Here is a 19420-nt window from a genome sequence, read left to right on the forward strand (position 1 = left end):
CGGGGATCACCGGCCGTGGTCGGCAGTCCGACCCGCGGTCACCGGGACCGCACGAACCCGACCTCGGTCAGCTCGGACACGTTCCCCTCGCCCAGGGCGGTGATCCACACCAGCAGGTGCTGGGTCGGCTCGGCGTTGTCGAGCTGGAGCTTGTTCTGCCCCGCAGACAGGGTGGCCTTCCCGATCACCCTGGTCTCCTCCAGCGACGGCTTCTCCGAGGGGGCCGTGCGGATCTCCACCACGGTGCCCGCGCTCGGCGAGTCGATGGTGACCTCGGCGAAGCGGACCGGCTCGGCGAACGAGGCCATGATCCCCACGCCGGGCTTGAGCGCCGGGAACTGCCGCTGGTACCTGTCGGTCTTCCACGCGGTCTGCGCGTCGCCGTCGACCGCGCGGCTGGCCCGGTTGGGGCTGTCGGCGGTGCCCTTGACGTTGAACACCTTCACGCTGGCGGCGTCGATCGGCTGGGCGGGCTGCGGCGGGGCGGGCGCGTTCGCAGGCACACCGCCGGGGGCCGTGGCCACCGCGATCGGCCCACCCGGGCTGGGGCCGTCGTCGCTGAAGAAGCCGATGAGCTGCGTGCCCAACCAGGCCAGCACGCCGACGGTGGCCACCGCCAGCGCGGTCACGCCGATGGCGAGCTTGCGCCGCTTGGTGCGGTCGTTGCTGGGCCGCCGGGTCGTCCAGACCGCGCCGTCGTCCTCGTACTCCTCCTCGTCGTCGACCGCCGCGATGGTCTCGGTGACGTCCGGGGCCGCCTTGGCCCGCTCCAGCACCCGGATCAGCCCGGCGCTGGTGCGGATGCCGCCGGTCTCGTCGTCGGACAGGCTGCGGACCGCGGCGGCGGAGAGGTCGTGCGGGATGTAGCCGAACATCGCCCGCGGCGCCACGACCCGGCCGTCCGGTCCGGTCGGCGCGGCGGGCACGCCCGCCGGACCGCCCGGCAGCGGCCAGCGGCCGGTCAGCAGCAGGTACAGCAGCGCGCCGAGACCGCGCACGTCGTCCTGCAGGTCGGTGTCGGGCAGCGGACCGGGGAAGGCGAGCTTGAGCGTGCCCTCGGGGCTGACCAGCACCCGCTGCGGGTGGTCGACGCCGAGGACCAGGCCGCTGTGGTGGGCCAGTTCGACCGCGGCGGCCAGCGGCTCCAGCAGCCGGGCCGCGGTCGCGGGCGGCAGCGGGTGCTCGGCGATGACGTCGAGCAGGTCGGTGCCCTGGGTCCAGTCGGCCACGATCATGCCCAGCAGGCCCTCGCCGTGGGCGATGCCGTTGCCGGGGCTGAGCACGTCGAGCACCCTGGCCTGCCCGGGGTGGTTGACCCGGGCGGAGTGCGTGACCCGCTCCAGGGTGCGCCGGGCCGCCGCGGCGGCGGCGCCGTCCCCCGGGTCGGCGATCAGCAGCGTCAGCGCCACGTCGCGGCGGAGCTGCCCGTCCTGGGCCCGCCACAGCTCGGCGCGGGCGCGCTCGTCGACACCGAACCGGGCCAGCAGCCGGTAGCGGCCGTCGCCGACGACGCCACCGGGCACGAGGAAACCGTCCTTGGCCCGCAGACCAGACGATCCCTCGCCCCCTGGGTACTCGGTCCGTCTTGTCGTCACCGTTCTCTCCGCCTGCCGACGCCCCTGCCGACCTTGCTCACGAGAGTACGGGAAATCCGCCGCCCACCGGCGACGAGCGAATCAACCGCGGCGCACCAGTCGGGTGATCCGGCTGGTCGCGGGCTTCAGCTCGGGCACCCGGAACAGCGCCAGCACGCCGAACGCGACCACGCTCGCCACCAGCCCCTGCACCACCAGCGCCACCCACGCGCTGACCCGCCCCTCGACCCCGGCGGGCAGCACCAGCCTGGTGACCAGCCACCCGGCGGCCACCCCGGCGACCCCGGCCACCACGCTCATCGCGATGACCTTGACGACCTTCTTGCTGTGCAGGTTGCCCAGCCGCACCCACAGCCACATCTGGCCCAGGACCGCGCCGACGACGAAGGTCAGCGAGTTGACCAGCAGCACGCCGATGACCACCTGGTCGGGGCGCACCACGGCGGCGGTCATGTACATCAGCGGGATCTTCACCACGGTCATCACGACCATGATCAGCGTCGGCGTGCGCGCGTCCTTCATCGCGTAGAACACCCGAAGCTGCAACATCACCAGCGCGTAGGGCAGCAGGCCGAACGCGGAGAACGCCAGCGCCAAGCCCAGCCGCTGCGCGGCGGCGAAGGTGGTCTCACCGTTGTTGAACAGCGCCACGCCGACCGCCGACCCGGTCACGGTCAGCACCGCGCTGATCGGCACCAGCATCACCGTCGACAGCCGCGCCCCCACCGACAGGTCGTCGACCAGCTTCGCCGTGTCGCCCGCGGCCGCGGCCCTGCTCATCCTCGGCAGGATCGCGGTCAGCAGCGAGACGCCGATGACGCCGTAGGGGAGCTGGAACAGCAGCCAGGCGTTGGCGTAGATCGTCGCGCCGCCCTCGGCCGCCGCGGTCAGCACCCGCTGGGTGATCACCATGCCGACCTGGCTGACCGCCACGTACCCCAGGATCCACAGCGCCAGCCCGCCGAACTCCTTGAGCCTGGCGTCGATGCCCCAGGTCCAGCGGAACCGGAGCCCGACCCGGCGCAGCGCGGGCAGCAGCATCACCGACTGCACCACGATGCCCAGCGTCACGCCGATGCCGAGGGTCAGCACGTGCGCGTCGGTCATCCGGACCGGGTCGACGGTCAGCTCGCCGGGCAGCAGCGCGTAGGCGCCGAGGGTGGCGATGATGACCAGGTTGTTGACCACCGGCGCCCACGCGGTCGGCCCGAACACCTGCCGGGCCTGCAGGATCGCCGAGAGCAGCGCGAACAGCCCGTAGAACAGGATCTCCGGCAGCAGCAGGTAGGCGAACGCCGTCACCAGGTCCGGGGTGGCCCGGCCGGTCGAGTCGTCCACGTAGAGCCAGGTGAACAGCGGCGCGGCGGCCACCGCGACCACGGTGCCGACCGCCAGCCCGGTGAGCCCGACGGTGAGCAGCCGGTTGGTGTACTCGGCGCCGCCGTCCGGGTCGTCCTGCGAGCGCACCAGCAGCGGCACCACGATGCTCGCCAGCACCCCGCCGAGCAGCAGCTCGAAGATGATGTTGGGCAGCGTGTTGGCGATGGTGAACGAGTCGGACACCACGTCCGTGCCGACCACCCAGGCCAGCATGATCTTCCAGAAGAACCCGGTGATCCGGCTGACCAGGGTGGCGATCGCCATCGACCCGCTGGCCTTCGCCAGCGACGGCGTCGGCGCGGCCGCCCGCTGGGCGGGGGGCACCTGCGCGGTGCCCTCCCCGGGCGCGTCCTGCTGCACGCTGTCCGTCCTCGGTGTGCTCACTTGTACCCCGCCTGAGAGCTGGTCCTGCCCCGGGCCACCGCCGGGGCACCGTCAGAGCTGGTCGGTCACCGCGGTGCCCGCCGTGCGCCGCGCGCGGATCCTGCGGAACAACCGCAGGCCGACCAACAGCACGAGAACACCGGCGGCCAGGAAGGTTACCGCCAGGGTGATGCTGCCGTACGAGGTCGAGTTCAGTTCGACCCGGGAGGTCCCGCCCAACCGGGTGCCCTGCTCGGTGGTCAGCCAGATGTCGACGCTGAACCGGCCGGACCGGGTGACCTCGGCGGGCAGGTAGCGCGGCAGGGACGCCTTCGCCGGGATCTGCACCACGATCTGCTGCTCCGGCTTGAGCCCGGGGGTGGACCCGAGGTTGATCCGGGCCTGCACCTTCACCGGCAGCCAGTTGGTGATGTAGACCGGGATCGGGCTGTCCGCCGACGCCAGCGACAGCGGCCTGCCCGGGTCGGTCACCGTCACCTGCGACAGCAGCGCCGACATCTGGTTCGACACCTCGTCGGTGGCCGCGCCCGCCCGCTCCGGGGTGGACCGCCAGGCGGCCGACGACGCCCGGATCAACCCGGCGCGCAGCGGTTGCACCAGCGCGTCCGGCTGCACGAGCTGGGTGTCGTCCTCGAACAGCACGGTGCTGGTCAGCTCGCGCTGCATCGCGTCGACCTGGGCCACGGTCGCGACCGCCGACGACGGCAGCTCGGCGGCGGTGTCGGCGGCGGAGTAGTCCACCCCGGCCGCCTGCCCCTGCTCGGTGCCGTCGACCAGCGACTGCAACCCCAGCGTGTCGAGGTAGCCCTGGGCCTCCAGCGACTCGATGGCCTGCAGGAACACGGTCAGCTCCGCACCGGAGGCGTTCCACCTGCGCGGCGGGGCGACCAGCTCCACCTGCCCGGGAACGGCCTGGAAGGCGGCGCGGAAGACCAGGGTCGCCAACCCGTTCTGCACCGAGGACGTCTTCACCCCGGAGTCGTCGCCGGTGGTGCGCGGGGACAGCGAGTTGGCGATCAACTGGTCGTAGGGGACGGCGTTGAGGTTGTCGGCCAGCCGGTGCGGCGCCGCGCCGGAGGTGTCGCGCAGCTTGCCGGAGTCGACCAGCACCGTGGTGCGGCGCAGCTTCGCCAGGTCGCCCAGGGTGCGCGCGTCGAGGGTGCCGCTCTCCGGCCACACCACCCCGGCCAGCGGTTTGGTGCCCAGCGCGGTCTCCACCTGCACCGCCACGTCGAGCGCGTTGGCCTGCAGGCCCGTCGCCCCGGCCCGCGACAGCGCCGCCAGGTCCGCGTCGGCGTAGGGCAGCGCCACCACGCACTGGCCGCGGGTCAGCTCCTTCACCCGGTCCAACCACAGTTGCGCGGCCCGGCCGCCGCTGCCGTCGACCAGCCGCCCGTCGGCGGTGCGCACCCGGTAGCCGGTGGTCATCACCTGCACGGACTCCAGCAGGTCCGGGTCCACGGCGAAGCACAGCGACCGCAGCATCGACGCGTTCGACCGGGCCGCCCGCTGCACCGCGTCGACCAGGTTGAACAACCGGCCCCCGGACACCGAGGAGGACAGGCCGTCGTCGGAGAACACCGGCGGGGTCCCGTCGAGCGGGGTCTGCACCCGGCGCGGCCGGTCGTCCACCAGCGGCCACAGCACGGTCAGCCTGCTCGGCGCGGCGGGCGGGGTGACCGCGCCGCCACCGGGGACCGACAGCACCGGCAGCAGCGTGCTCAGCGCGCCGACCCGCTCGGTGCGGCCGAACTCCGGGTCGCCGTTGAAGTTGAGGGCCACCGGGTAGACCCCGGGCCGGTCCAGCTTCAGCGCGCCCTTGTCCGCCCCCAGCGGCACGCTGATCGAGAACGACGCCGACTCGCCGGGGTCGAGGCGGTCGGAGATCGGCTGGAAGGTGGAGCTGACCTGCGGGCGGTTCACCGCGTCGGTCTTCTGCGGGTCGTTGAGCGCGCCGCGCAGGGCCGACTCGGTGTCGAGCACCGCGCCGCGCTGCAACCGGGCCTCGATCTTCTCGACGTTGCGGTCACCGGTGTTGGTGATCTTCCCGGTCACGGTGATGGCCTGCGCGGCCGCGTCCACCACCCGGGGCAGCAACTGGTCGAGGTCGACGCGCAGCCGCCCGGGCTGCTGCGCCGCCGCCGAGGGCAGCGGCACGACCAGCGCCGCCAGGACCGCGGCGAGCACCACCAGGCCGGTGCGGCGCAGTCGATCAGTCACGGGTTCGCTCCAGGCATCGCGTTCAGGCCCGTCCGACCTCGGGCAGGTCCGACTCCACCGGTTCGGGTGACAGTGGATGCTCGGAGAGTAGTTGGCGGGCTTTGCGCACGAGACGGCGCTCGTCGGCGTAGGCCAGCCGGGCGTCGAGGTCGTCGAAGTCCACCCAGGCCACCTCGGTCACCTCGACGTCCTCGTCGGACAGCTCGAAGGAGTGCGCCACCAGCAGGAAGTGGTGCACGGTCTTGTGGATGCGCCGGGTGCCGTCGGCCACGAACCAGTAGTCGATCGTGCCGAGCGGGCGCACCACCTCGCCGTCGATGCCGGTCTCCTCGGCGACCTCGCGCACCGCGGTCTGCTCGGGGGTCTCCCCGGCCTCGATGTGCCCCTTCGGCAGCGACCACAGCAACCGCCCGCGCCGGTCCAACCTGCCGATCAACGCCACCCGGAAGGTGGAGCGGTCGATGACGAGACCACCCGCGGAGGTCTCGTCGACCGTGGTCAGCTTCCGGCCGCGGCGGCGCAACCGGCGGCCGGACCGCGCGCCTCGGGACCTGCCGGAAGACGGGGGCATGGAGGCGATGGTAGTGCGATCGGCGCAGTGGGGGCGGCGGGCGGACGGCGCGCGGGCCGTTGCGGATAACCTCGTCAACCGTGTCCCGAACCTCGGCAGCCCAGAACGCGGTGGTGGAGCTGCTGCGCGTCTCCCCCGTCGCCGACGACCTGGCGGCCCGCTTCGCGCGTGCAGGCCACAGCCTCTACCTGGTCGGCGGCAGCGTCCGCGACGCCATGCTCGGCCGGTTGCACGGCAACGACCTCGACTTCACCACCGACGCCCGCCCGGAGCAGATCCTCGCCCTGGTCTCCCCCTGGGGCGACGCGGTCTGGGACACCGGCATCGCCTTCGGCACGGTCGGCGCCAGCAAGGGCGGCATCGTCTGCGAGATCACCACCTTCCGCTCCGACGCCTACGACCGGGTCACCCGCAACCCCGAGGTCCGCTTCGGAGACACGGTCGAAGACGACCTGGTGCGCCGCGACTTCACCGTCAACGCCATGGCCATCGACCTGTCCTCCCGCGCGTTCATCGACCCCCACGACGGCATGTCCGCCCTGGGCGACCGCGTCCTGGACACCCCGGCCACCCCCCAGGAGTCCTTCGCCGACGACCCGCTGCGGATGCTGCGCGCGGCCCGCTTCGCCAGCCAGCTCGGCCTCACCCCGGCCCCCCGGGTGGTGGAGGCCATGACGTCGATGAGCGCCGAGATCGCCCGCATCACCCCCGAGCGCGTCCAGGCCGAGCTGTCCAAGCTCCTGTGCGGCAAGTTCCCCCGCCGCGGCGTCGAACTGCTCGTCGACACCGGCCTCGCCGCCCACGTCCTCCCCGAGCTGCCCGCGATGCGCCTGGAGATCGACGAGCACCACCAGCACAAGGACGTCTACGAGCACTCCCTCGTCGTCCTGGACCAGGCCATCGACCTGGAGGAGGAGGGCACCGAACCGGACCTGGTCCTGCGCCTGGCCGCCCTCCTGCACGACATCGGCAAGCCCGACACCCGCCGCCACGTCGAAGGGGGCGGGGTCAGCTTCCACCACCACGAGGTGGTCGGCGCCAAGATGGTCCGAAAGCGCTTGCGGGCCCTGCGCTACAGCAAGGACCTCACCGAGGACGTGGCCAAGCTGGTGTTCCTGCACCTGCGCTTCCACGGCTACGGCAAGGGCGAGTGGACCGACTCCGCGGTCCGCCGCTACGTCACCGACGCGGGCGACCTCCTCCCCCGCCTCCACAAGCTCGTCCGCGCCGACTGCACCACCCGCAACCGCCGCAAGGCCAACGCCCTCCAGCGCACCTACGACGGCCTGGAGGAGCGGATCGCCCGCATCGCCGAGGAGGAAGACCTCGCCAGGGTCCGCCCCGACCTCGACGGCAACGAGATCATGCGCCTGCTGAACCTGCCCCCGGGCCCGCTGGTCGGCCAGGCGTGGCGCCACCTCAAGGAACTCCGCCTCGACCGGGGCCCCATGGACCACGACGAGGCCATCGCCGCCCTCCGCGAGTGGGCGGAAGAGCAGGGCATCGCCCCCGCCTGACCCCGGGTGCGAGGATGGTCCGGTGAAGCTGAACGAACTCGCGGATTGGTTGGACGAGCGCCTGCGTGCACTCGACCACGACGAGATCACCGAGGTCGTGGACATGCGGCGCGGTGTGGAGCTGTCCCCGGACGTGGCCTACAACCACGTGTTGATCAGGGTGAACTTCGCCAACGGCGGCACAGGTGCTGTCCAGGTGATGCAGACCAGCGGCCCGGGCATCCCGGACCACAGGGACTTCCAGCCGCCGAAGCAGGGGTGGTGAGCCGTGCGCAACAGCCGTTTCCGGGCGCTGGTGAGTGAACTGCCCACGGAGCACCCCGGAGTCTCCTCGGTCGAACCCGTGGGCCTCGGCAACCGGGGCCAGGTGCTGCGGGTCACCTGTGCCGACGGGATCGTCACCGACCTCCTGGTCACCAACATGGCACCGCCCGGGGGCGACAACTACCAGGAAGACGAGCGAATCGTGAGCAAGCGCGAGACGGCACCGGGAAGGTAACGCGAGGGCAGGGGCGGGCACCCGCGCGCAAAGCAGCCCCCACCACTCCCTGGGGGGCGTCCCCGAAGCCAGTCTACCGCCTCTGACCTGCGAGAACAGATCCGACGAAAACCTGTGGACAACCATGGAGTGATGCGGCGGGAGTACCCCCGCCTGTGGACAACCCCGCGTCACCCGTGGCGGGTGACGGCCGTGAAGCCGGCCAGGCCCACCAGGTAGCACCCGCCCGCCGCCAGGATCAGCCCCGGCGACGCCCCGTCCGGGGCCACCACCAGCGCGGCCAGCGCCACCGCCGCCACCTGCGTGACGTTGAACAGCGTGTCGTAGAGCGCGAACACCCGCCCGCGCGTGTCGTCGCCGATGTCGCGCTGCACCGCCGCGTCCACGCACAGCTTCACGATCTGGCCTGCGAACGAGATCAGCAGTGCCGCCGCCAGCACGGTCGGCATCGCCAGCGGCAGCCCGAGGCCCACGATGGCCACCGCGCCCAGCACCAGCACCCCCTGCACGGTGCGCCGCCGCCCGAACCGGGCCACGATCCGCGCGGTGGTCAGCCCGGCGACCAGGATGCCCACCCCGAACAGCCCGGCGACCAGTCCCAGCCCGCCCAGCCCGGAGTCGAACCGGAACCGCATCAGCAGGACCACCAGCAGCAGCGCCACCCCGAACGCCGCCCGGTGCGCCAGCAGCGCCACGAACCCGGCCAGCACCGACGGTGTCCGCACCGCCGCCCGGCCGCCGTCGAGCAGGCCGCGCGCGATGGCCCGCACGGTTTCCCTGGGTTCGTTCACCTCGTCGGGTCCCAGTGCCCCCGCCGTGAACCGCCCGGCGAACCAGGCCGCCGCCACCGAGCCGAGCACCGCGAACGCCGTGGTCGCCCCCGACCCGACGTCCCCGTCGCCGAAGACCGCGCGCAGGCCGACCGCGCAGACCGCGCCGAACACCGTCACCACCGAGCCCAGGGTGGTGGCCAGGGCGTTCGCCTCCACCAGCGTGCGCACCGGCACCACGTGCGGCAGCGACGCCGACATCCCGGACCCCACGAAGCGGCTGATCCCCACGACCACCAGCGCCAGCCCGAACAGCCCGGTCGCCCCCAGTGCCACGGCCAGCGCCGACACCAGCACCAGGACTCCGCGCAGCAGGTTCGCCACGACCAGCACCCGCCGCCGGTCCCAGCGGTCGAGGAGGGCGCCCGCGAACGGGCCGACGACCGAGTACGGCAGCAGCAGCGCGGTGAACCCGGCGGCGATCGCCAGCGGGTCGGCCTCGCGCTCCGGGTTGAACAGGACCGCCCCGGCCAGACCGGCCTGGAACAGGCCGTCGCCCCACTGGGCGGCGAAGCGGCTGTGGAGGAGTCGGCGGAACCCGGCCCCAGCGAGGAGCGCCCGCGCTCCGACCCGGTCGTGCCCGACGGTGCTCACGACGGGACAGCCTAGAAAACCGGATTGGGCGGCCCCGAGGGACCGCCCAATCCGGGGTCGACACCCGGTCGCCTCACGGCGGTTCGCGCAACGTGGCTCCAGCCGAGCGGTATTCCACGAAGGCGGTTCAGGTTGAGCCCGGGGGACACGGTGGTGCCGACCACCCCGTCCAACGCACGACTCGCCGGTGTTGTTCCCGTCTGCGCCGTGTTGGCTGCCGCCTCCCGCCGCCGAGGTGGGATCATGGCGGGGTGACCTCCGATCCCGAGGTCGAGCCGGGAACGCTGCTCGTCGCGGCGCCGAGCCTGCTCGACTCCAACTTCCGCCGCACGGTGGTCTACGTCATCGACCACCGGGGCGAGGGCACGCTCGGAGTCGTGCTCAACCGCCCCAGCGACGTGCCGGTGGACGACGTGCTGCCGAACTGGGGCCCGCACGTGACCCGCCCCGGCTCGGTGTTCGTCGGCGGCCCGGTCGAGCAGAAGACGGCGCTGTGCCTGGCCGCCATGCGCACCGGGGAGAACCTCGACGGCGTCACCGGCCTGATCAGCGTGCGCGGCCCGGTGGCCCTGGTCGACCTCGACGCCGACCCGGAGGTCCTGGTCCCCAAGTTCCGGGGGATGCGGGTCTTCGCCGGTTACGCCGGGTGGGACGTCGGCCAGCTCGCGGGCGAGATCGACCGCGGCGACTGGATCGTGGTCCCGGCGCTGCCCAACGACGTGCTGGCCCCCGCGGAGGAGGACCTGTGGGGCCGGGTCCTGCGCAGGCAGGGGATGCCGCTGGCGCTGCTGGCCACCCACCCGGGTGACGTGAAGGACAACTAGGCGGTCTTGGTGAACGTCCCGCAGCCGCCCGCACCGCACTGGCACCCGGCGCAGCCCGCGGGCAGTGCCGGCGCGGGCTCCGGCACCGCGTCCGCCGCCCGGTTGCCCAGCACACCGCCCGCCAGGGTGATGGCGACCAACCCGACGAACGCGATCAGCGCCACCACCAGCAGCCCACCGGTCCCCGGCATGGCCCAGGCCGCGACCGCGCCCAGCACGCCGACCGCGCCCGCGACCAGCGTCGGCAGCCCGGCGACCTTGTTGCCCACCCGGAACGCCTCGTCGCTGCGCAGCGTCGCCGGGGTCCGCACGCCGCCGAAGCGGTTGCGCGGCAGCCGCTCGGTCAGGCCGAGGAATCCGACGGCGAGCAGCGGGAGGCCCGCGACCAGCGGGGCGAGTGGCACGAGGTTCACGGCTCGATGGTAAGCGGCGGTCCGCGGCGGGTTCACCGCACCCGGGGAACGCACCCGAGGAGCGCACCTCATGTGCGGTATCCTCATCCGCATGAGTACGGCTCGCCTCCTGCTTACTTGGCCGCGCTGACCAGTTACTGGTGAGCGCGGCAACCCTCCATGCCTTTTCTCGGCTGGGGGGTTTCTTGTTGTCGGGGCAAGCAGGAGACGCAGTGGAAGGAACCCTCGGATGAGCGACACCACACCGGACACGGTCCCGGGGCACCGGTACACCGCCGAGCTGGCAGGCCGGATCGAGCAGCGCTGGCAGGAGTACTGGGAGGCCAACGGCACGTACCACGCGCCGAACCCGGTCGGCCCGCTGTCGAGCGGCGCGGAGGTCCCGGCCGACAAGCTGTTCGTGCAGGACATGTTCCCGTACCCGTCGGGCGCGGGCCTGCACGTCGGCCACCCCCTGGGGTTCATCGGCACCGACGTGTACGCCAGGTACCACCGGATGACCGGCCGCAACGTGCTGCACACCATGGGCTTCGACGCGTTCGGCCTGCCCGCCGAGCAGTACGCCGTGCAGACCGGCCAGCACCCGCGCAAGACCACCGAGGACAACATCCAGACCTACCTGCGCCAGATCCGCAGGCTGGGCCTGGGCCACGACGAGCGGCGCCGGATCTCCACGATCGACCCGGAGTACTACCGCTGGACGCAGTGGATCTTCCTGCAGATCTTCAACTCCTACTACGACGCCGAGCAGGGCAGGGCCCGCCCGATCGCCGAGCTGGAGGCGAAGTTCGCCGCGTCCGGGGAGACCTTCGACGGCAAGCCGTGGGGTGAGCTGTCCGCGGCCGAGCGCGCCAAGGTGCTGAACGAGCACCGCCTGGTCTACCTGTCCGAGGCCCCGGTCAACTGGGCGCCGGGCCTGGGCACGGTGGTCTCCAACGAGGAGGTCACCGCCGACGGCCGCACCGAGCGCGGCAACTTCCCGGTGTTCCGCCGCAACCTGCGCCAGTGGATGATGCGGATCACCGCCTACGGCGACCGCCTGATCGACGACCTGGACCGGCTGGACTGGCCGGAGAAGGTCAAATCGATGCAGCGCAACTGGATCGGCCGGTCCAGCGGTGCCCGCGTGAAGTTCGCCGCGGGCGCGGAGAGCATCGTCGTGTTCACCACCCGCCCCGACACGCTGTTCGGCGCCACCTACATGGTCCTGGCCCCCGAGCACGCCCTGGTCGACACCATCACCACCGCGCAGTGGCCCGAGGGCACCGACGAGCGCTGGACCGGGGGCGCGGCCACCCCGGCCGACGCCGTTGCCGCCTACCGCCGCGCCGCGTCGACCAAGTCCGAGCTGGAGCGGCAGGAGAACCGGGAGAAGACCGGCGTCTTCACCGGCGCGTACGCGGTGAACCCGATCAACGGCGAGAGCATCCCGGTGTTCATCGCCGACTACGTGCTGGCCGGTTACGGCACCGGCGCGATCATGGCCGTGCCCGGCCAGGACCAGCGCGACTGGGACTTCGCCACCGCCTTCGGCCTGCCCGTCCGCCGCACCGTGCAGCCCCCCGAGGGCTTCGACGGCGAGGCGTTCACCGGCGACGGCCCGGCGGTCAACTCCGGCTTCCTGGACGGCCTGCCCATCGACGAGGCCAAGAAGGCCGCGATCGGCTGGCTGGAGGAGCACGGCCACGGCGAGGGCACCATCCAGTTCAAGCTGCGCGACTGGCTGTTCTCCCGCCAGCGCTACTGGGGCGAGCCGTTCCCGATCGTCTACGACGAGGCCGGGACCCCGATCGCGGTCCCGGAGAGCATGCTGCCGATCGAGCTGCCCGAGGTCGACGACTACTCCCCGCGCACCTTCGACCCCGAGGACGCCGACTCCGAGCCCTCCCCCCCGCTGTCCCGGGCCACCGACTGGATCACCGTCGACCTGGACCTGGGCGACGGCGTGAAGACCTACCGCCGCGACGCCAACACCATGCCCAACTGGGCCGGGTCGTGCTGGTACCAACTGCGCTACGTCGACCCCACGGACCCCGACCGCTTCTGCGAGCCGGAGAACGAGCGGTACTGGCTGGGCCCGCGCCCTGAGCACGGCCAGGACGACCCCGGCGGCGTCGACCTGTACGTCGGCGGCGTCGAGCACGCGGTCCTGCACCTGCTGTACGCGCGCTTCTGGCAGAAGGTCCTGTTCGACCTGGGCCACGTCACCGGCGAGGAGCCCTACCGCAGGCTGTTCAACCAGGGCTACATCCAGGCGTACGCCTACGTCGACCCGCGCGGCGTGTACGTCAAAGCCAACGAGGTCGTCGAGCGCGGCGGCAAGTACTTCCACGGCGACCAGGAGGTCCGCCAGGAGTACGGCAAGATGGGCAAGAGCCTGCGCAACGTGGTCACGCCGGACGAGATGTGCGAGACCTACGGCGCCGACACCTTCCGCATGTACGAGATGTCGATGGGCCCCATGGACGTCTCCCGCCCCTGGGCCACCAAGGACGTCGTCGGCGCCCAGCGCTTCCTGCAACGCCTGTGGCGCAACCTGGTCGACGAGGAAACCGGTGAATCCCGTGTCGTCGAGGAAGCCCCGGACGAGGCCACGCTGCGCCTGCTGCACAAGTCGATCGCGGGCGTGCACGAGGACTACGCCAACCTGCGCTACAACACCGCGGGCGCCAAGCTGATCGAGCTGAACAACCACCTGACCAAGAACTTCCCCGGCGGCGCCCCCCGCGTCGTCGCGGAGGCGATCGTCCCGATGCTGGCTCCGCTGTGCCCGCACCTGGCCGAGGAGCTGTGGTCGAAGCTGGGCCACGCCGAGTCCCTGGCCCACGGCCCCTTCCCGACCGCGGACGAGGAGTACCTGGTCGAGGACACCGTGGAATACCCCATCCAGGTCAACGGCAAGGTCCGCAGCCGCATCACCGTCCCCGCGGCGGCCACCCAGGACGAGGTCAAGGCAACCGCCCTGGCCGACGACAAGGTCGCCGCCCTGGTCGACGGCGGCACCCCGCGCAAGGTCATCGTCGTCCCGGGCCGCCTGGTCAACATCGTCCTGTAGCCCCAACTCCACCCACCCGGGCGACACCGCCACCGGCGAGTTGTCCACAGGCAAGATCCACAACCCCCTACCCACGCATTCCCGCAGGTAGAATGGCCTCAAGGGCCGCGAATCCCCTCGGGAGGGTGGGGGTTGTGGATGGTGTCGCGCGCGCGAGGATGTGGATCTTGGCGGCAGAGTTCGCGCGGGGTCCAGGGGTTCGCGTGGAGTCGGGGTGACGGCGTGAGAGTCGAGGCGGGCGGGCTGTGATCGACCCACGGCGGCTGCGGGTGCTGCGGGCGCTCGCCGACCACGGGACCGTGACGGCGGCGGGCCGCGCGCTGCACCTGACGCCGTCGGCGGTGTCGCAGCAGTTGGCCGTGTTGGAGTCCGAGGCGGGGCAGGAACTCCTGCGCCGCAAGGGGCGGCGCGTGTGGTTGACGGCTGCCGGGGAGTTGCTCGCCGAGCACGCCGACGCCGTGCTCGCGGAGTTGGACCGCGCCGAGGCCCGGCTCGCCGAGTTGGCCGCGGGTCGGGCGGGTCGGGTTCGGGTGGCCGCGTTCGCCACGGCCATCACCCGGGTCGTCGCCCCGGCCGCGGCGAACCTGCGCCGGGTGGGGATCGAGGTGCGCGTCAGCGACGCCGAGGGGCACCACAGCCTGCCCATGCTGCTCGACGGGGAGATCGACATCGCCGTCACCATGCGGCCGGAGGAGAATCCCCGGGTCGCCAGCACGTCCCTCTACTCCGAGCCGTTCGACGCCGTCCTCCCGCCGGGCCACCCGCTCGCGGGCCACGCCGAGGTCGACCTGCAAGACCTGCGCGCGGACGACTGGGTGGTCCCCTCGGCGGGCAACCCCTGCCAGGACGTGGTCCTCCAGGCGTGCCAGGCCGCCGGGTTCCGCCCCCGCATCCACCACACCTCCGACGACTTCACCGCCCAACTCGCCCTCGTCGCCGCCGGGGCCGTCGCGCTGATCCCGCGCACCGCCCTGCCCGAGGGCCGCGGGGTCGAACTCGCGATCCCCGCTGCCCGGCACGTCTTCGCGCTGACCAGGACCGGCCGCCAGCAGCACCCGTTGATCGCCACCGCCATCCGGGCCCTTGTGCAGGAGACCTGACAACGCAGTGCAGAAAGTCCGGATGGACCGCGGCACCGGTCGGCAGCAGACTCGCGGGTGAGCGTCCCCATGCGACGGAGGCACCGTGAAGGCTCTGGTCAAGACCGCACCCGGCCCGGGGTTGTCCCTGGTCGACGTGCCCGAGCCCGCCGTCGGACCCGGGGAGGTCAAGCTGCGCGTGCTGCGCACCGGCATCTGCGGCACCGACCTGCACATCGACGCCTGGGACGGGTGGTCGGCCAGGACGATCAGGGCGCCGTTGGTCGTCGGGCACGAGTTCGTCGGCCGGGTCGTGGAGGTCGGCGCGGCCGTGACCAAGGTGCGCGAGGGTGATCTGGTCAGCGGTGAGGGCCACCTGGTGTGCGGCACGTGCCGCAACTGCCGGGCGGGCCGCCGCCACCTGTGCGCGCGCACGATCGGCCTGGGCGTGCACACCGACGGCGCGTTCGCCGAGTACGCGGTCATCCCCGAGCAGAACGCCTGGGTGCACAGCCACCCGCTCGACCTGGACATCGCCGCGATCTTCGACCCGTTCGGCAACGCCGTGCACACCGCGCTGTCCTTCCCCGTCCTCGGTGAGGACGTGCTGGTCACCGGCGCGGGGCCGATCGGGCTGATGGCCGCCGCGATCGCCAAGCACGCGGGCGCCCGGCACGTCGTCGTCACGGATATCAGCGAGCACCGGCTCGACCTGGCCCGCAAGATCGGCGTGGACGTGGCCCTCGACGTCAGCGGCGCCGAGGTCGCCGACGTCTACCCGGTGCTGGCCATGACCGAGGGGTTCGACGTCGGCATGGAGATGTCCGGGCAGCCCTCGGCGCTGCGGGAGATGATCGCCAACATGACCAACGGCGGCAAGATCGCCATGCTGGGCCTGCCCGCCACCGAGATCCCGGTGGACTTCGCCGCCGTGGTGCAGAAGATGATCACGCTCAAGGGCATCTACGGCCGCGAGATGTTCGAGACCTGGTACGCCATGTCGGTGCTGTTGCAGGGTGGGCTCGACCTGGCCCCCGTGATCACCCACCGCTTCCACCACACCGAGCACGACCGCGCGTTCGCCACCGCCCGCGCGGGCAACTGCGGCAAAGTCGTCCTGGATTGGGAGAGCTGAATGTTCGGCCGGCTACGCGAAGACCTGCGGACCACCCTCGGCGAGATCCGCGAGGCGGGCCTGTTCAAGGACGAGCGCGTCCTGAAGTCCCCGCAGCGCGCCGCGATCCAGGTGGCGTCGGGCGGGGTCCTGAACTTCTGCGCCAACAACTACCTCGGCCTCGCCGACCACCCGGCGCTGGTGGAGTCCGCCCAGCGGGCGCTCACCGACTGGGGTTTCGGCATGGCGTCGGTCCGCTTCATCTGCGGGACCCAGGAACCGCACAAGGAGTTGGAGCGCAAGCTGTCGGAGTTCCTCGGCACCGAAGACACGATCCTCTACAGCTCCTGCTTCGACGCCAACGGCGGCCTGTTCGAGACCCTGCTGTCCGATCAGGACGCGATCATCTCCGACGAGCTGAACCACGCCAGCATCATCGACGGCATCCGGCTGTCCAAGGCCCGCCGCCTCCGCTACCGCAACCGCGACATGGCAGACCTGGAAACCCAACTCCGGTCAGCCCAAGACGCCCGCTACCGCCTCATCGCCACCGACGGCGTCTTCTCGATGGACGGCTACCTCGCCCCCCTCGACGAGATCACGGCCCTGGCGGAGAAGTACAACGCCCTGGTCATGGTCGACGACTCCCACGCCGTCGGCTTCATGGGCCCCACCGGCGCGGGCACCCCGGAACACTTCGGCGTCAGCGAGAAAGTCGACATATACACCGGAACCCTCGGCAAGGCCCTCGGCGGCGCCAGCGGCGGTTACGTGGCCGCCCACCGGGAAATCGTCGACCTCCTGCGTCAGCGCTCCCGCCCCTACCTGTTCTCCAACTCCCTGGCCCCCAGCATCACCGCCGCCGCCCTCACCGCCCTGGACCTGATCACCCCGGACCTCCTGGACCGCCTCCGCGCCAACGCGACCCACTTCCGCACCCGCATGACCGAAGCGGGCTTCGACCTCCTGGCGGGCGAACACCCCATCATCCCGGTCATGATCGGCGACGCGGCAGAGGCGAGCCGCATGGCGGACCTCCTGCTGGCCCAAGGAATCTACGTCGTCGGCTTCTCCTACCCGGTGGTCCCCCACGGCAAGGCCCGCATCCGCACCCAGATGTCCGCCGCCCACACAGCGGACGACATCGACCGCGCCGTTGAGGCGTTCATCGCGGCCCGCGCGCTGATGCAGCCTGACAACACCTGATCCCTTGGGGTGAAACCCCGGCCGCGCCCGCCGGAATCGGCCACGGGCGCCCTTAGATTCACCGCATGACTTCCAAGTCCAAGGCCTGCGGCCGGGAACTGGGCGCGGCCCTGCGCGCGCACCGCGAACAGGCGGGCCTCGGTCTGAACGAGCTGGCTCGGGTCCTCGGCTGGGACCCGGGCGTGCTCTCGCGCCTGGAAACCGGCGACCGGGTCATCTCCGAGGTGGACATGGTCCACCACCTGGCCCGCTGCGGGGTTTCCTACGAGGTCATCACCGAACTGGTCCCCTTGGTCAGGGCTGCCAATTTCGCCGATGGTCACTGGCTCGCCCCGCACGCCCCCATGCTGGACGAGGCCGTGCGCTCGTTGGTCTTCCACGAGGCTTCTGCCACCGCCTCGCACAGCTACGAGCCGCAGATGATCCCGGGCCTGCTCCAGACCGAGCGGTACGCACACGCCATGATCGGTGCCGAAGGGGGGCACACCCCGGGGGAAGTGGACTTCCACGTCGGCGCCCGGATGCAGCGCCAGCGGGCTCTGCATCGGGGGGATGCGCAGTTCGTGTTCTTCATCCACGAACACGCCCTCCACCTGATGATCGGCGATGCGGCGGTCATGCATGAGCAGTTGCTGAGCCTGGTCTTCGCCACTGCTTCTCAGCGCGTGGTGGTGCGGGTGATACCCGCCTCGGCGGGAGAGCGCTCGGTCTTCGGTGGTGCTTTCCGCGTATTCAACTTCGCTGAAAGCAGGCCCTTGGCCTACCTCGACGGCTACATCACCGGCCTCTTCATCGAAGACCTAGCCCAAGTTCAGCGGTACTGGAAGCTCTTCCCTCGGCTCGACGCGGTCGCACTCGATCCAGGACAATCCCGAGAGGTACTCGCCAGGCTGGCGAGCAGGTACGACCACCCGGGAGACACGCATGGCCGACACCACTTGGCGCAAGAGCAGCTATAGCGGCGGTGCCAACAGCGATTGCGTCGAGGTCGCGCTGACCTGCTCCGACACCCTCATCCGTGACTCCAAGAACCCCTCCGGTCCCCGCCTGGCCCTGCCCGCCCCGGCATGGCGAGGGCTGCTCGCGAAGACCCTTGCCCCGGCTATCTCTACATAGCTAGAGTTGGCCCATGGCCGGACCGCCGTTCCGCATCACCGCGGCGACGCTGGACGTCCTGGAGGCCCTGCTCGGTCCCGATGACCAGCTCTACGGCCTCAAGATCGCCCAGAATGCGGGCCGCAAGACCGGCAGCGTCTACCCGATCCTGGCCCGGCTCGAAGAGGCCGGTTGGGTGGTCAGCGAGTGGGAGCTGGACGAGCCGAGCGCGCGCGGTCCCCGCCGCCGCTTCTACCGCCTCAGCCCGGACGGCCTCGGCGGTGCCCGGGCGTTGCTGGTCGAGCACCGGGGGGCGGTCCGGCAGCGGACCTCCACCCCGTCCCGGGGGTTCGTGCCCCGGCCCGCGCCGGAGTGGAGGGGGTGGCGGTGAACCCGGTCGTCGCCTTCGTGCTGGGCGGTCTGCTGGTGCCGATCGTCGTGGCCGAGTGCGGGGAGGTGTCCCCGGCGCTGGCGAAAGCCCTGCTCAAGTGGGGTGCTCGGCGGCTGCGCTCGGCGCAGAAGACCGAGCGCTACACCGAGGAGTGGCTGGCCGACCTCGACCAGGTGCCCGGCAAGCTGACCAAGCTGCTCTGGGCCTTCGGCGTCGTCTTCCTCGGCGTGGTGCGCCTGCGCGAGGCCCGTCCCGGCCTGGACTGGACGCCGCGCGAACCGACCACCCCGTTCGCCACCGACTCCCTCTTCGGCCGGGGGACCCCGCAGGTTCGGCACCGCCCGTTCTCGGTGCCCGCGCCCCGGGCGCCCCAGCCCTCCCCGCCGCCCGCGCACAGGTGCACCGCGCGCTGCGACTTCTTCTGCTCCGAAGGACGGCGGGCCTGCATGCCCGTCCTGGGTGACCAGGTGCCGGAACGGGTCGCCCGGCCACAGTTGCTCCCACCCCGGGCAGGCGGCCCCGGTTCACCGGGCAGTGACCAGCAGTCAGGGAGTCCTGCCGCCCGGTACGGCTTCGAGGACAACTTCTACAGCGAACTCCTCTACGGCAAGCCGGGCAAGGCCGCACCGCCGGTCATCGGCCTCTGACCCCGG

The 19420-nt window shown here is 71.8% G+C and carries 18 protein-coding genes; 12 read left to right on the plus strand and 6 right to left on the minus strand.

Annotation, left to right across the window (positions count from 1 at the left end):
• Positions 1 to 38: 38 nt before the first annotated feature.
• From L6E12_RS19530 to L6E12_RS19545, 4 genes are all read right to left on the minus strand, one after another.
• Complete coding sequence (locus tag L6E12_RS19530; RefSeq protein WP_236229366.1) at positions 39 to 1595, minus strand: protein kinase family protein; 1557 nt, start codon at positions 1593 to 1595, stop codon at positions 39 to 41.
• 81 nt (positions 1596 to 1676) lie between these two features.
• Complete coding sequence (gene murJ / locus L6E12_RS19535) at positions 1677 to 3359, minus strand: murein biosynthesis integral membrane protein MurJ (protein WP_374201908.1); 1683 nt, start codon at positions 3357 to 3359, stop codon at positions 1677 to 1679.
• A gap of 51 nt (positions 3360 to 3410) precedes the next feature.
• On the minus strand, positions 3411 to 5579 hold the full coding sequence (locus L6E12_RS19540; RefSeq protein ID WP_236229367.1) for a DUF6049 family protein: 2169 nt from the start codon (positions 5577 to 5579) through the stop codon (positions 3411 to 3413).
• A 22-nt stretch (positions 5580 to 5601) separates the two neighbouring features.
• On the minus strand, positions 5602 to 6150 hold the full coding sequence (locus L6E12_RS19545) for an NUDIX hydrolase (protein WP_236229368.1): 549 nt from the start codon (positions 6148 to 6150) through the stop codon (positions 5602 to 5604).
• A gap of 80 nt (positions 6151 to 6230) precedes the next feature.
• Here L6E12_RS19545 and L6E12_RS19550 point away from each other — a divergent pair, with 80 nt between their 5' ends.
• From L6E12_RS19550 to L6E12_RS19560, 3 genes are read left to right on the plus strand one after another with little or no spacing between them, the layout of a single operon-like run.
• Positions 6231 to 7667, plus strand: a complete 1437-nt coding sequence (locus tag L6E12_RS19550; protein WP_236229369.1) for a CCA tRNA nucleotidyltransferase — start codon at positions 6231 to 6233, stop codon at positions 7665 to 7667.
• A 22-nt stretch (positions 7668 to 7689) separates the two neighbouring features.
• Positions 7690 to 7932: a hypothetical protein gene (locus L6E12_RS19555; RefSeq protein WP_236229370.1), complete on the plus strand. Its 243-nt coding sequence runs from the start codon at positions 7690 to 7692 to the stop codon at positions 7930 to 7932.
• A 3-nt stretch (positions 7933 to 7935) separates the two neighbouring features.
• Complete coding sequence (locus L6E12_RS19560; RefSeq protein ID WP_236229371.1) at positions 7936 to 8166, plus strand: hypothetical protein; 231 nt, start codon at positions 7936 to 7938, stop codon at positions 8164 to 8166.
• Positions 8167 to 8336: 170 nt separating this feature from the next.
• Here L6E12_RS19560 and L6E12_RS19565 read toward each other — a convergent pair whose 3' ends face one another.
• Complete coding sequence (locus tag L6E12_RS19565) at positions 8337 to 9590, minus strand: MFS transporter (protein ID WP_236229372.1); 1254 nt, start codon at positions 9588 to 9590, stop codon at positions 8337 to 8339.
• 251 nt (positions 9591 to 9841) lie between these two features.
• Between L6E12_RS19565 and L6E12_RS19570 the strand changes: the two genes are divergently transcribed.
• Positions 9842 to 10414, plus strand: coding sequence for a YqgE/AlgH family protein (locus tag L6E12_RS19570; protein WP_035289869.1), 573 nt, complete (start codon positions 9842 to 9844; stop codon positions 10412 to 10414).
• Here the strand turns inward: L6E12_RS19570 and L6E12_RS19575 are convergent.
• Positions 10411 to 10827 (minus strand): SdpI family protein, encoded by a 417-nt coding sequence (locus L6E12_RS19575; protein ID WP_236229373.1) that lies wholly within the window; start codon positions 10825 to 10827, stop codon positions 10411 to 10413. The genes L6E12_RS19570 and L6E12_RS19575 overlap by 4 nt on opposite strands.
• A gap of 229 nt (positions 10828 to 11056) precedes the next feature.
• On the opposite strand from L6E12_RS19575, the gene leuS reads away from it, so the two are divergent.
• From leuS to L6E12_RS19615, 8 genes are all read left to right on the plus strand, one after another.
• Positions 11057 to 13882 carry a leucine--tRNA ligase gene (gene leuS, locus L6E12_RS19580; protein ID WP_236229374.1) on the plus strand — a complete coding sequence of 942 codons (2826 nt, stop codon included), beginning with the start codon at positions 11057 to 11059 and terminating at the stop codon, positions 13880 to 13882.
• A gap of 245 nt (positions 13883 to 14127) precedes the next feature.
• A complete protein-coding gene (locus tag L6E12_RS19585) occupies positions 14128 to 14982 on the plus strand; it encodes a LysR family transcriptional regulator (RefSeq protein WP_236229375.1) in 855 nt (284 codons plus the stop codon).
• A gap of 85 nt (positions 14983 to 15067) precedes the next feature.
• Positions 15068 to 16096, plus strand: a complete 1029-nt coding sequence (tdh, locus tag L6E12_RS19590) for an L-threonine 3-dehydrogenase (protein WP_236229376.1) — start codon at positions 15068 to 15070, stop codon at positions 16094 to 16096.
• A complete protein-coding gene (locus tag L6E12_RS19595; RefSeq protein ID WP_236229377.1) occupies positions 16097 to 17281 on the plus strand; it encodes a glycine C-acetyltransferase in 1185 nt (394 codons plus the stop codon).
• A gap of 65 nt (positions 17282 to 17346) precedes the next feature.
• Positions 17347 to 18240: a helix-turn-helix transcriptional regulator gene (locus tag L6E12_RS19600; protein ID WP_236229378.1), complete on the plus strand. Its 894-nt coding sequence runs from the start codon at positions 17347 to 17349 to the stop codon at positions 18238 to 18240.
• Positions 18206 to 18397 carry a DUF397 domain-containing protein gene (locus tag L6E12_RS19605; RefSeq protein ID WP_236229379.1) on the plus strand — a complete coding sequence of 64 codons (192 nt, stop codon included), beginning with the start codon at positions 18206 to 18208 and terminating at the stop codon, positions 18395 to 18397. The genes L6E12_RS19600 and L6E12_RS19605 overlap by 35 nt, the downstream gene beginning before the upstream one ends.
• Before the next feature lie 13 nt (positions 18398 to 18410).
• Entirely contained in the window at positions 18411 to 18767 is a 357-nt protein-coding gene (locus tag L6E12_RS19610; RefSeq protein ID WP_236229380.1) for a PadR family transcriptional regulator, read from the plus strand.
• Positions 18764 to 19414: a hypothetical protein gene (locus L6E12_RS19615; RefSeq protein WP_236229381.1), complete on the plus strand. Its 651-nt coding sequence runs from the start codon at positions 18764 to 18766 to the stop codon at positions 19412 to 19414. The genes L6E12_RS19610 and L6E12_RS19615 overlap by 4 nt, the downstream gene beginning before the upstream one ends.
• Positions 19415 to 19420 lie beyond the last annotated feature (6 nt).

This window comes from Actinokineospora sp. PR83, from assembly GCF_021056305.1.
Taxonomy (GTDB): domain Bacteria; phylum Actinomycetota; class Actinomycetes; order Mycobacteriales; family Pseudonocardiaceae; genus Actinokineospora; species Actinokineospora spheciospongiae.

What these genes read in the sequence shown, in the direction of transcription:
- L6E12_RS19545 (WP_236229368.1), bottom strand. Translation starts at nt 6,150, where the DNA reads ATGCCCCCGTCTTCCGGCAGGTCCCGAGGCGCGCGGTCCGGCCGCCGG.
- leuS (WP_236229374.1), top strand. Translation starts at nt 11,057, where the DNA reads ATGAGCGACACCACACCGGACACGGTCCCGGGGCACCGGTACACCGCC.
- L6E12_RS19595 (WP_236229377.1), top strand. Translation starts at nt 16,097, where the DNA reads ATGTTCGGCCGGCTACGCGAAGACCTGCGGACCACCCTCGGCGAGATC.
- L6E12_RS19600 (WP_236229378.1), top strand. Translation starts at nt 17,347, where the DNA reads ATGACTTCCAAGTCCAAGGCCTGCGGCCGGGAACTGGGCGCGGCCCTG.
- L6E12_RS19605 (WP_236229379.1), top strand. Translation starts at nt 18,206, where the DNA reads ATGGCCGACACCACTTGGCGCAAGAGCAGCTATAGCGGCGGTGCCAAC.
- L6E12_RS19610 (WP_236229380.1), top strand. Translation starts at nt 18,411, where the DNA reads ATGGCCGGACCGCCGTTCCGCATCACCGCGGCGACGCTGGACGTCCTG.